The sequence below is a fragment of the Mycobacterium sp. NGS24 genome, from assembly GCF_059813065.1.
The window spans coordinates 27,530-39,969 of the sequence record NZ_JCALDW010000017.1; the positions used below are offsets into that span (position 1 = coordinate 27,530).

Sequence of the window (12,440 nt, forward strand, 5' to 3'; positions counted from 1 at the left end):
TCAGGCTTCCCGCCGGTAGTCAGCGGGCGCCGTCCACACCGGCCGACTCGACGGTCGCGATCTTGCTGAAACCACTGACGGTGAGCACCCGGACGAGCAGCGGATGGACGATCACATGCAGATCGTCGACAGCGTCGGCGTGATCGAAGAGCGCGTTGATGCCGGCGCTGTCCACATACCTGACCGCGCTGAGATCGATCGTGATGGGCCCGCGGGTGCCGCCGTTGGCGGCGGTGAGCGCCCGTTTGAACACCACGATGTTGCTGAGGTCGATCTCACCCGTCGCCACCACCCGGGGCGTCCCGTCTGCGGCACGGTCTGTGTTGAGGCTGAGCGGTGTAGCCATTACGCGATCCTCGAGTACAGGTGAACGGTCGTGCCGGCGTCGGTGGAGTGAATGCTGAAGTCTTCCATCAGAACTCGCATCAGGGAGATTCCGCGACCACGGCTCATCCCTGGGGTGGCCGTCGGAGTTTTCCACACTCCGGTGTCGGTGACCGTGACCTGCAGGCGGTCGACCACTGCGCTCGCGCGCAGCGAGACGGTGCCCTCGGGACGGTCGCGGTGACCGTGCTCGATCGCGTTCGCGACCGCCTCTCCGGTGGCGGTGAGCACGTCCTGAATCTGGTGCGGGTCGACGCCGACCTGGGTCAGCCAGCCGCGCAGGGCAGCTCGGCTGCCGGCCAGGTGGTTGGTGTTGGCGGTGAATTCCATTGTCAGCGGGGCAGGTTGGCGATAAAGCAGCACGGCCACGTCGTCGGGATAACCACCGGTGGGTTCCAGGCCGGCCATCAGGTGGTCGGCTACCTCGTCGAGCTCCTGCGAGCGACTGTCCTGCACCAGATCGGCAGCGCGGGCCATCCCGTCGTCGAGCGATGCGCCGCGGCGTTCAACCAGCCCGTCGGTGTAGAGCAACAACGTCGCCCGCGGCGGCATCGTGATCTGCGTTTCCGGCCGCAGCCACTGCGGCCGCAGCGCCAGCGGCAGGCCGTGTTCACCGTCCAGCAACACCTTGGTGCCGTCGGCATGCACCAGGATGGGCGGCGGATGACCTGCGTTGGCGTACAACAGTTCTCCGGTGTCGAGCGTGAGTACCGCGCAGAACGCGGTGGTGCACCGGGCGCCGGGCAACTGTGCGGCGAACCTGTCCAGACCCGCGAGAGCCGCACTGGGACTTGATTGTTCGAGCAGCAGCGCGCGACATGCGCTACGCAGCTGGCCCATCACCGTGGCGGCCGCCAACCCGTGCCCGACGCAGTCACCCACAATGAGGGCGACCCGCCCGTCGTCGAGGTCGACGACGTCGTACCAGTCGCCACCGACCTGAAGCGGACGACTCGCGGGGTGGTAGCGCACGGCGATGCCGCCGGGCGGGTGCGCCGGACCGAGCATGGCGTGCTGCAGCGCCACCGCTGTTTCGCGCTGCTCGTCCAATTGGTAGACCCGCTGCAGCCCTTGTCCGAGCCGCCCGGCCAGCACCGTGAGCAACGTGTGGTCGGCGGGGGTGAACTCCCGGTTCTCGGCCAGCTGAATCCAGACGACCAGGATCCCGCGGGGCTGCTGCAGCGCGATACCCGCGCTGCCCGCCTCGTCGCTGACGGTGGTGAGCAGGTCGGCGCCGCGCAGTGACTCGATCAGTTCGCGCCGGGCCGGTGGCAGATCGGTCCACTTGACCGCGTCGCCGGCGCACACGAGCTGGGGGGCACTCCCGCGCGGGGCGTCGCTGGGGAACGTCACCGCCAGCACAGTGCGGGCCTGCCACACCCGGCGCAACTCCTCGGCCGCGCCACGCAGCGCCTCATCCAATGTATCAGCTTGCGCCAGTTGCTGATTGAGCGCAGCGAGCGCCGTCTGCCGTTGCACGAAATAGTGCTCGGCGGTGACGTCACGCATCGTGCCCACCATGACCTGGCGCCCGGTGTCCGGATCGGCGGCATGGTTGAAGCTGACCGCCACCCACACCCGGTGCCCGGCCCGGTGCACGACCGGGATGGTGTAGCCACCCTGGTTCTGGCTCAGTAGCGCCGCGAACGCCTCTCCGGCCAGTCGGTGACCCTCGGGGTCGGTCTCGGCGTCCGGCCACCACGGGTGCAGGGGCTCATAAGGCAGATCTTCGGGGCCGAAGCCGAGAATATCGGTGAAGGCAGTGTTGATTTCGATGACCGCGCCGTGCTCGTCGCAGATGAAGAAGGCTTCCTGCAAGGAGTCCACCAGGGCGGTGCGCCACCGGGCGTGGTGGGTCCGCAGGCGCGCGAGATCGACGTTGGTACGCACCCGGGCCAGCAGATCCGCGGCGACGAAAGGCTTGACCAGGTAGTCGTCCGCACCGGCCAGCAGACCCTCGACAGAAGCCTCCTCACCGGCGCGCGCGGACAGCAGCAGGACAGGCAGCGCCGCGGTACGTGGATCGTTGCGCAGCGCGGCCAGCAGCTGCAGACCATCCAGGCCCGGCATCATCACGTCGCTGATCACCAGATCCGGAAGCTGGGTGCGGATGGCTTCCAGCGCCGTCACGCCGTCACTGAATGTGCTGATCGCATAGCCCGCCGCGCCCAGCAGATTGGCCAGGTATTCACGCATGTCGGCGTTGTCGTCGGCGACCAGGACGCGGGCCCGGGCCCCTGCCACCGGAGCGGCGTCGGGCTGGTCCGGCGGGCCGGGCAGCCAGCGCAACGCTTCCTGCACAAACGGTGCGGCCACCGCGCCGGTGGCCGGGGGCGCGGCGGGTGCCGTGCTCAATTCGTCGGTGCGCAGATGACTCGCGCCGAACGGCAACCGTACGCGGAACGACGTGCCCACGCCCTCCTGGCTCTCCGCGGTGATCGTGCCCTCGTGCAATCCGACGAGTTCCTTGACCAGCGCCAAGCCGATACCACTGCCCTCGGTGGACCGGGCGCGGGCCGTTTCGATCCGGTGGAAGCGTTCGAAGAGCCGGGGCATCTCCGCTGCCGGCACGCCGATCCCGGTGTCGGTCACCGTGACGACGGCGTGGTCGTCCTCCCGGGCCACCCGGACGGTGATGGAGCCCTCGAAGGTGAACTTCAGCGCATTGGAGAGCAGGTTCAGGATCACCTTCTCCCACATCTCACGGTCCAGGTACACCGGTTCGGGCAGCGGCGGGCAGTCCACCACGAACGTCAGACCGGCCTGGCTGATCGCCGAGCGGAACACGCTGGCCAGTTCGGCGGTGGCCGTGGCGAGGTCGACGGGTTCGAACCGGGCGCGCATCCGGCCCGCCTCAATGCGCGAGAAGTCCAGCAGCGTGTTGACCAGCTTGGCCAGCCGCAGGACATTGCGGTGCACCAGCTCCAGTTCCTGGCGCGCGTAGTCGTCGACGCCGACCGCTCGGCCGCTCAGCTCTTCGACGGGCCCGAGGATCAGGGTGAGCGGAGTGCGGAATTCGTGGCTGATATTGGAGAAGAACGTGGTCTTGGCGCGGTCGAGCTCGGCGAGTGCCTCGGCGCGCTGTTGCTGCGCCTCATAGCTGCGGGCATCGCTCACGCCGGTGGCCAGGTAGCCGGCGACCAACTCCACGAAACCGCGGTAACCGTCGTCGAACTCACGGTGCCGGTTCAGCGCCGCGACCAGGAATCCGACCGGTGGGCCACCCTGTTGCAGCAGCGGCACCAGCAGTGCGCGGGTGGGCGGTTCGCGCCAGGCGCCGGACGGCAGCTGCAGTGCGGCGCCGTCCAGTTCGACGAGTTCGGATTCACCGTGCGATACCCGTTCCACGGGCCACACCGACGTACCGGACCGCGGCACGATCTCCGGTGCCGCCGGGTGCCCGGCAGCGATCCCACTGACACCGGCGAGCTGCGCGTCACCCCGGTCGTCGAACAGATAGGTGATGGTGAAGGGCAGGTCGTAGGGGTTGAGACTGAGTTGCTGAGCGGCGAAATCCAGCATCTGCCGCTCCGTGCGTCCCACGCTGGGATCGGAACCCAGGTCGCGCATCGTCGCCATACGACGCTGCGCAATCACCCGGCCGGTGTCCTCGCTGACGACACACAGCAAACCGACCACGCGCGCGTCGTCGTCACGCAGCGGGCTGTAGGAGAACGTGTGGTAGGTCTCCTCGGGGTAGCCGGACCGCTCCAGGATGAGCAGCAACGCCTCGTCCCAGGTCGACTCCTCGGCATCCAGCACGCGCTCCACGCGCGGCGAGATATCCGGCCAGATCTCGGCCCACACCTCACTGGCCGGCCGGCCCAGCGCCCACGGATATTTGCGTCCCAGGGTGTCGCGGCGGTACGCGGCGTTGCAGAAGAAAGTGAGCTCGGGTCCCCACCCCATCCACATCGAAAACTGGGACGACAAAAGGATACTGACCGCCGTACGCAGACTTTGCGGCCACTCGTCGACGGGCCCTAGTGGGGTGGAGGACCAATCGACAGCGGCGAGATCTCTGCCGATCTCCTGGTCTGCACGGAAGACCACTGGTATCCCTCTCGAGCTCTGTCCGGCCCCACCGAGCGATCGCTCATCATCTGACATTATCCGCAGCAAACCCGCACTAGCTGCTTAATGCGGTCGAAGACATACATACACCTCATTCGGTGGCAGCTGCCAGTGGGGTGGCGATGTCTTCCAGCGATTTACCCTCGGCGTCAACGGCCAGGAACCAGGCGATCAACCCGCCGGCGATCATCACCCCCGCGCCCAGCAGGTAGCCCAGGAACAGCGGCATCGACTCAGAGCCGTCGCCGATCAGCGCACCGTAGATGACCGGGCCCAGGGCGCCGAAACACTGGGCGATGGCGAAGAACACCGCAATCGCCTTCGCCCGGACCTCCAGCGGGAAGATCTCGCTGACCGTCAGATAGGCCGCACTCGCCCCGGCCGACGCGACATAGAAAATTGCGCACCAGGCCACGGTCTGAGTCAGCGCACTGAGCACGCCCGCCTTGAACAGGACAGCGCTCACCGCCAGCAGCAATCCGGACAGCAGGTAGGTGCCGGCGATCATCTTGCGCCGGCCGATCGTGTCGAAAAAATGTCCGAGTGTCAACGGTCCCAACAGGTTTCCCACCGCGAACGCGATCAGATACAACGGCGTCGACTGCGCCGGAACGTCGTAGAACTTGCCCAGCACCAGCGTGTAGGTGAAGAAAATGGCGTTGTACAGGAACGACTGGCTGATCATCAACGAGGCGCCCAGCACGGCCCGGCTCGGATAGAGCCGGAACAGCACCCGGGTCAGCGTCAGATATCCGATCTTCTCGGCGGGGAGCAGGTCGATCGCCTTCGCCGGATCGACGGGGGGCAGCGAGACGCCGGTGGATTTGATGGCGTGCTCGATGAGGGTGATGGTTTGCTCGGCCTCCTCGGCGCGGCCGTTCATCACCTGCCAACGGGGGCTTTCCGGCAGGTTCCGCCGGACGAACACGATGACCAGGCCGAGCACCGGCCCGATCAGAAAAGCTAGCCGCCAGCCCAGGCTGAGGTCGATCATCTTGAGGAAGACGAAGGTGCCCAGCGTGCCGAGGATGGCCCCGGCCCAATAGGTGCCGTTGACCGCGATGTCGACCCGGCCGCGGTAACGGGCCGGGATCAGTTCGTCGATCGCCGAGTTGATAGCGGCGTATTCGCCGCCGATGCCCATTCCGGCGATGAACCGGGTGATGTAGAGGAACAGCAGCCAGCCGAAGTTGTTGCCCAGCGTGAACGCAGTCAGGGCGCTGCCGATCAGGTACACACCCAAGGTGATGGTGAACAGATTGCGTCGGCCCAGCTTGTCGGACAGATGGCCGAAGAACAGCGCGCCGAACACCTCGCCGGCCAGATAGACCGTCGCCAGGAAACCGACCGACGCCGGCGACAGGTGCAGCGTCGCAGGTTCGGTGAGGGTCTCGGCCACCGCGCTGGCCACGGTGATCTCCAGGCCGTCCAGGATCCAGGCCACCCCGAGCGCCACCACCATGCGAGTGTGGAACGGAGACCAGGGCAGGCGGTCGATGCGGGCGGGAATAAGGCTGCGGACCGATTCCGTCACCTCACCGGGCATAGCTGTGATCGGCTCCTCGCGATTCGGCACACGTTGAGGTTCCCGTCACCGGGTGGACGAAAACATCTGTGGGCGGCCGGGGCGGAATCATTCCGCACCGAGTGGACAGCTGGCATAGACCCGCTCGCCGGTGATCAGGTCCGCGTCGTCGAAATCGAAGACTGCCCACAACCGCACCTCGAACGGTTCACCCGTCGCCGACGGGGTGCCACGCAACCAGAATTCGATCAGGACCTGGTCACCGTCCAAGTGAGTCAGTTCGATCAGTTCGTTGCGCTGATCAGGCACCATGGAGCGGCCATCTATCCAGTACCGCATCACCTCGTCGGCGCCGTCGAACACCGTCCCGTCCGGCAACTCGTAGCGGGGGTGGCTGAACGTCGCCATCGTCCGGTCCCATTCCTGGACGTTCTCGCTCTGCATGTGCTCGATGACGGTCGCCTTGCGGCGTGCCAGCCTACCGGGGTCCGTCATGGCGTCCTTTCATGAGTCGCTCAGTGCGACAATGATATTGAGGGTAACGCTGAAATCCCGGCGTTCACCCGGCCGCCGGCACCGCCGTGGCCACCGGCAGCGCCGTGCCCACCGGCGTCAGACTATCGGAAAGTCCTGCAGCACTATGCAGTTCGATGAACGAATCGATCAACGCATCGGTGGCCTCGTGCGGATCGGCCAGCGTCACATCGTCGGTCAGCACCGAGATGGCCAGCTGATCAACGTAGCTCCACACCGTGATGTTCATGCCGCTGCCAGCGACAATCGGTCCGACAGAGTAGATCTCGCTGACAACGGCGCCCTGGATGTGTCCCCGTTCCCGCGGGCCGGGCACATTCGACACGGTCAGGTTCATCACACTGGCCGACTCCACGCGGCGGGCCTGCGTCCGAAACAACCTCGGCGCCAACGATGGCGGCAGATAGGACAACCACGCCGGCAGCACCGTGGGGCCGAGCAGCTGGTGGTTCTCCTTGGCGATCTTGGTCGCGACCGACGTCAACCTCACCCGCTCCAGCGGATCGTCGACATGGACCGGCAACGACGGAGTCATGTAGGTGAACTCGTTGCCCGCCAAGCGTTCCGGCGAGGTGTTGAAGCTCACCGGAACGCCGGCGATCAACGGGGCGTCGGCCAGCCCGTCGTAGCGCAGCAACAGTCGGCGCAACGCACCGGCCACGGTGGCCAGCACGACGTCGTTGAGCGTGACGCCGAGATGCCGACCCGTCTCCTTCACATCGGCCAACGCCAGCGGCGCGGTTGCAAACCGGCGCCCGGGAGTCACCCGGTGATTGATGAAACTCTGCGGCGGCGCGAAATTGCGGGCCAGGTCGGGGTGGGTGCCCCGCTCTTTGGCTCGGCGTCGCACCCGTTGCACGCCGCCGGCCGTCTCACTGACCAGCCGGGGCAGCTTGCGGATCAACCCGGCGTGGTCCCGTGCGGCCGTGCCGAGCAGGTGTGTGCGCGTCGGCAGGTGGCCGGTGCCGGTGCGGTGCACGGCGTCCGGGTGCTCAGTCGCCATCGCCTGGGCCATCTGGTTGGCCGAGGCGACGCCGTCGGCCAGCACATGGTGAACCTTGTGGATGATCGCGATGCGGCCCTGTTCGAGGCCGTCAGCAACGTACATCTCCCACAGCGGACGAGAGCGGTCCAGCGGTGTGGCCGCGATGTGACCGATCAGTTCGTCGAGTTCACGTCGGCCGCCCGGCGCCGGTACGCGGGCCCGGCGCAGGTGGTAGTCCACGTCGATGTCCTCGTTGGTCCGCCACATCGGGTGGTGCAGCTGGAGCGGAATGTCCACCAACTGATAGCGCAGCGGCTCCAGCGCCATCAGCCGCGGATAGGCGATCTGCCGGAATGCCTCGAAACTGAAGTCCTGCTCGAAATTAGAGATGTCGAGCACGCCGATCTTCAACGTGTGCATGTGGATCTCCGGTGTCTCGCTGTACAGCATCAAGGCGTCCACACCGTTGAGTCGCTTCACATCCACTCCTATACCCCTTCGACCGCCGGAGTGGCACTCGCCGGGCACGTGATCAGGCCGCGCCGAACACCACGGCGACGTTGTTCCCGCCCAGCCCGAACGACTCCGAGACGGCATAACGGTAATTACCCCGACGCGGCTCGCCGGTGACGATGTCGAGGTCGATCTCAGGGTCGACGGTGTCGAGGTTCAACGTGGGCGGCACGATCCCGTCGCGCAGCGCCTGTACGGTCAGCACCGCCTCGATGGCACCCGCCGCGCCGAGCGAGTGCCCCAGCGCCGCTTTGGCCGAGTACACCGCGGGCGCGTGACCGCCCAGCGCTCGGCGGATCGCGCGCGCTTCGGCGACGTCGCCGAACGTCGTGCCGGCGGCGTGCGCGTTGATGTGATCGATGTCCGCCGGCTCCAGCCCGGCGACGTCAATCGCGCGGGCGATGGCGTCGCCAGCCCGCTCGCCACTGGGATCCGGGCGCACCAGATCGCATCCGTCCGAGGTAGTGGCCGCGCCCATCAACCGGGCCAGGATCGTTGCCCCGCGGGCTTTGGCGTGCTCCTCGGTTTCGATCAGCAGCAGTGCGCCCCCTTCGCCGAACACCATGCCTTCCCGGGTCACGTCGAAGGGGCGGCAGGCGCCGGCAGGATTGTCATTGCTGGTGGAAAGCATGCCGAGCTGCCAGAAGGTGGCAACGGGCACCGCTTCGATCACTGTCTCGACGCCGCCGGCAATCGCGACGTCGGCCTCTCCGAGCACGATGTTCTGCCAGGCATGCGCAATGGCCGCGGTGCCGGACGCGTCGGCCATCACCGGCGTCATCACGCCTGCCTTGGCCTTCATGTCGAGCCCGATCACGGCGGCCGGCGCGTTCGGCATGTGCTTCTGCACCGATATCGGCGTCACCGCGCGCAGCCCCTTGACCTTCCAGACGTTGTGCCAGAGCGGGATGTCCTCGGTACTGCCCAGGCCGAGACCGACCGCCACCATCAGCCGATCGGTGTCGACCTCCGGGGATCCGGCCTGCTCCCACAGCCGTCGGCTCAGCACCGCCGCCATCTTCTGCATGAAGGCGAACCGACGCAGTTCGACGCGGTTGAGATGCTCATCGAAGTCCTCGCGCAACGTCCCACCGATGCGGACCGGGGAGTCGAATTCTGAGACGAACGGTTTGTCCAGTTCCCGGATGCCGCTGTGGCCCCCGAGCAGTCGCTGCCACGTTTCTTCGGCGTCCGCCGCGAGCGCGGTCGTGGACGCCACTGCCGTCACGACCACGTTGGGGTACCCCGCACCGGTTCTCAACATGGTGACAACCACCTGACCTGGGCGGATTGCTCCTCGACCTGTCTGGTGATCCGCTTCGACGCCATATCCCCTCCAAGAACCAAGCTCGGCACTGATTTTGCCGCGAGGCCCGAATACCGGTAGCCCTAGTTTGTGAAGGCGCCTACGATTTTACCCATTTGCGCAGGTCTGAATCCATATCGCGGCTGGGCGGCGGGGGCGGTTGACCGCGGCGAAGCTCTGGCTCGAGCTCGTCGATGGCGGCCAGGGCTTCGGTAGTCAGTTCCGCGCGGATGCCGCTTTCGGCGTGCGCGAACGGAACGTACGCCCGCAGCAGATCCGGCAGATTTTGCACCGTGCCGGACCGACCGCAGGGATAGTCGTCGAGGTCCGGCAGTCGCTCCGGTAGGCCACGTAGGCGTCCGGCACTCCAGCGCAACGGATCCCCGGTGCCGTCTTTGATGCACGCGCGCAACAACTCCCGGTCGTAGTCGTCGAACCCCCGGCCCGGCGCGGTGGCGAAGAACCTGTCCAACAACTCGTTGACCTGTGCCGCGCTGTAAAACGGCGGTTGATAGTCACTGCCTCCCTCCGGTAGCCGCCGGACCAGCCACCGGAGCAGCGGACGACTTGCCGGCCACGTGTCCGACTCGTCGGACATCGACGTCACGCCCTCTACCTCGACACCCCGTCGCAACCAGGCGCGGGCGTCGGCCAGGCTCATCTCGACGAACGTGCTGTCGGTATCGGTGCGGCTGCGCGTCGCGACGTCGAGAACTTCCTGCAGCGACGAGGGAACGAAGAACGCCTCCGTCACCTCGGTCGAACTGGCGTGATCGACGTAGGCCGCGCAGGCAATCTCGTGTCCGGAGGGCAGGCGCACAGCGAGCATCACCTCGTCGCCGTCACCGAGCACGTGCGTCATCCGCACCGCCCGATCGACCTGCGTGTCAGGTAGCTCGATGATCCACGGAGGCAGGTCGTGGTCGCGCGCGGCGACTTCTCGTTGGCAACGCGTCCGCTGCTCCTCGTCATCGAGCAGCGCGGCCAGCACCGCTAGGAGCGCCGTCGTTTCGCGAAGCTCGGTAGCGATGAAGCTGTCGATGAGTTCGTCGAGGCCGACCACCTCTTCATCGGCTTCATCGGCTTCATCGGCGCAATATCGAGGCAACGTCGCCTGGATGAGGAAACTCACCGTGTGCAGCAGGGCCAACGGATGTTCGTCGGCGAGCGCCTCCCGCACCGCGTCAACAAGCGAGAACTCTTCTTCCTGCTGCTGCTCGCGACGCTTCCGACGCGCAGCGCGCCGCGCCTGCTTGGCCTTCCTGCGCTTTCTACTGTCCGACATGGACCGGACCCTACCGCGCTCTGCCGACAACGCCGTTCATTCGAGTGGGGTCGCGTGAAAGCTGGTCTGATGTATCTGGACTCGGTTGTGCCGCAGTCATTTCCGGTTGCCGATGGTCTTTGCAAGCAGGGGGCGAGATGCTGATTTTCCGGTGTCGATTCGCTGGTGTGAAAGCAAAGCCCTGCGGGTAGTCGGTTGCTACACACGAGACGATTGCCCGCATCGACGCGGACCGAGGGACAGGACGAACATGGGCGTCATCGGCGAGGTCATGGACTGGACCCGCAAGCAAGTGGCGTCCCGGGTCCCCAAAGCCGATCTCGACCAACGCGACCCGGACTACATCCGCGATCAACTGCCGGGAACGTGGCTCATCGCGTCGCTCTACTTCCGGGCCGACGTACGCGGGCTGGACCGCATTCCCGCCGACGGGCCGGTGCTGCTGGTCGGCAACCACAGCGGCGGGAATGTCCCGCCCGACACGTTCGTCTTCACCCTTGCGTTCTGCTCGTACTTCGGTGTCGAGCGGCCCTTCTACCAATTGGCGCACAATCTTGTCGTCTCCGCGCCGCCGCTGGGCTGGCTACGCAAGTTCGGCACCGTCGCCGCAAACCACGAAAATGCCCGTCTGGCACTGGAATCCGGAGCCGCGCTGCTGGTTTACCCCGGCGGCGACTACGAGGTGTTCCGGCCATCATGGGAACGGCACAAGGTCGACTTCGGCGGCCGGATGGGATACGTGCGACTGGCCCGTGATGCCGGCGTGCCGATCGTTCCGGTCGCCAGCGTCGGCGGCCAGGAAAGTGCGCTGTTCCTCAACCGCGGCCAATGGCTGGCCAAGCTGCTCATGGCGGATAAGTTGTTGCGGCTCAAGAGTATTCCGATATCGCTGGCGTTCCCCTGGGGGTTGAACATCAGCGACCTCGCGGGCCACATACCGCTGCCCAGCAAGATCGTGATCGAGGTGCAGGAACCGATCGAGGTCGACGGGGACGATCAGGCGGTGCACGACAAGGTCATAGAAAGTCTGCAGGGCGGCGTCGATCGGTTGGCCGCCGAACGTCGATTCCCGGTGCTGGGCTGATGCGCGTCGAACGGCAGTGCGTGATCGACGCGGACCGGGATGCGGTGTGGAAGCTGGTCGGCGACCCGGACAGCTACCCGTCTTTCATGAGCAACCTCGAGCGCTGGGAGACGGCCAGCGAACAGGCCGCCGGCGTGGGTGCGCGGTACATCGTGCACTGGAAGATCGGCTCGGTCCCCATCGGCGGGTTGATCGAGGTGGTGGAATTCGACGAGGGCCGCGATGTGGCTTTCGTGGGTATCACGGGTATCACACTGCGCGGCCGGATCCGGCTGCGCGACGCCGGCGACGGCGAGACCAAAGTGACGTTCCGGCTGTCATACCAAGCACCCGGGGGGTTGCTGGGCTATATCGCGGACCGGATTGCGGTGCGGCAGGTGGGGCGCACCCTGGCGGATACGTTGAAGCGGTTGAAGGGGCTCGCGGAGGGCCATTCACGCTCGTAGCGGGGACAGGAGAACCTGTCGGTAATCCTTCCGTTGATTGACTCGACTCCCGAGGGAAGCAAGCCGGCCATTCCGGTCATGGGGACCTTCGTCGTCGACGGCGAGGGGCGGATTGCTCGCTGGACCACCTATTTTGACCTGAACCTGATCATGAAGCTCATGCAAGGTGACGACATCAGCGCGCTGGTGCCCATGCCGGCATGAGTAGGGACATTGCCACCGATTTGGGATCAGCGGCGCAGGAACGCCTGGCGCGACACAGCGGCCGAGATCGACGACGTACTGGGAGCAGACGCGGATGTAA

The 12,440-nt window shown here is 66.3% G+C and carries 10 protein-coding genes; 3 read left to right on the top strand and 7 right to left on the bottom strand.

The window, feature by feature from the left end; genetic code table 11:
• Positions 1–19: 19 nt before the first annotated feature.
• The 7 genes from AC5Y6Y_RS19590 to AC5Y6Y_RS19620 form a co-directional block, all read right to left on the bottom strand.
• The gene (locus AC5Y6Y_RS19590) at positions 20–346 is read right to left on the bottom strand and encodes an STAS domain-containing protein (protein ID WP_463827526.1); all 327 of its coding nucleotides are present in this window, start codon (positions 344–346) and stop codon (positions 20–22) included.
• Positions 346–4,494, bottom strand: coding sequence for a SpoIIE family protein phosphatase (locus AC5Y6Y_RS19595; RefSeq protein WP_473139206.1), 4,149 nt, complete (start codon positions 4,492–4,494; stop codon positions 346–348). Before AC5Y6Y_RS19595 ends, AC5Y6Y_RS19590 begins: the two co-directional genes overlap by 1 nt.
• Before the next feature lie 55 nt (positions 4,495–4,549).
• Positions 4,550–5,992, bottom strand: a complete 1,443-nt coding sequence (locus AC5Y6Y_RS19600; protein ID WP_473139207.1) for an MFS transporter — start codon at positions 5,990–5,992, stop codon at positions 4,550–4,552.
• A 99-nt stretch (positions 5,993–6,091) separates the two neighbouring features.
• The gene (locus AC5Y6Y_RS19605) at positions 6,092–6,478 is read right to left on the bottom strand and encodes a nuclear transport factor 2 family protein (protein WP_473139208.1); all 387 of its coding nucleotides are present in this window, start codon (positions 6,476–6,478) and stop codon (positions 6,092–6,094) included.
• A gap of 64 nt (positions 6,479–6,542) precedes the next feature.
• Positions 6,543–7,982, bottom strand: a complete 1,440-nt coding sequence (locus tag AC5Y6Y_RS19610) for a WS/DGAT/MGAT family O-acyltransferase (RefSeq protein WP_473139285.1) — start codon at positions 7,980–7,982, stop codon at positions 6,543–6,545.
• A 52-nt stretch (positions 7,983–8,034) separates the two neighbouring features.
• Complete coding sequence (locus tag AC5Y6Y_RS19615) at positions 8,035–9,279, bottom strand: KasA/KasB family beta-ketoacyl-ACP synthase (RefSeq protein WP_473139209.1); 1,245 nt, start codon at positions 9,277–9,279, stop codon at positions 8,035–8,037.
• 142 nt (positions 9,280–9,421) lie between these two features.
• Positions 9,422–10,606: a hypothetical protein gene (locus tag AC5Y6Y_RS19620; RefSeq protein ID WP_473139210.1), complete on the bottom strand. Its 1,185-nt coding sequence runs from the start codon at positions 10,604–10,606 to the stop codon at positions 9,422–9,424.
• A 250-nt stretch (positions 10,607–10,856) separates the two neighbouring features.
• Between AC5Y6Y_RS19620 and AC5Y6Y_RS19625 the strand changes: the two genes are divergently transcribed.
• The 3 genes from AC5Y6Y_RS19625 to AC5Y6Y_RS19635 are packed head-to-tail and all read left to right on the top strand — an operon-like array spanning position 10,857 to position 12,340.
• Positions 10,857–11,690: a lysophospholipid acyltransferase family protein gene (locus AC5Y6Y_RS19625; protein WP_473139211.1), complete on the top strand. Its 834-nt coding sequence runs from the start codon at positions 10,857–10,859 to the stop codon at positions 11,688–11,690.
• On the top strand, positions 11,690–12,136 hold the full coding sequence (locus tag AC5Y6Y_RS19630) for an SRPBCC family protein (RefSeq protein ID WP_463827519.1): 447 nt from the start codon (positions 11,690–11,692) through the stop codon (positions 12,134–12,136). The genes AC5Y6Y_RS19625 and AC5Y6Y_RS19630 overlap by 1 nt, the downstream gene beginning before the upstream one ends.
• A gap of 33 nt (positions 12,137–12,169) precedes the next feature.
• Entirely contained in the window at positions 12,170–12,340 is a 171-nt protein-coding gene (locus AC5Y6Y_RS19635; protein ID WP_473139212.1) for a hypothetical protein, read from the top strand.
• Positions 12,341–12,440: the final 100 nt, after the last annotated feature.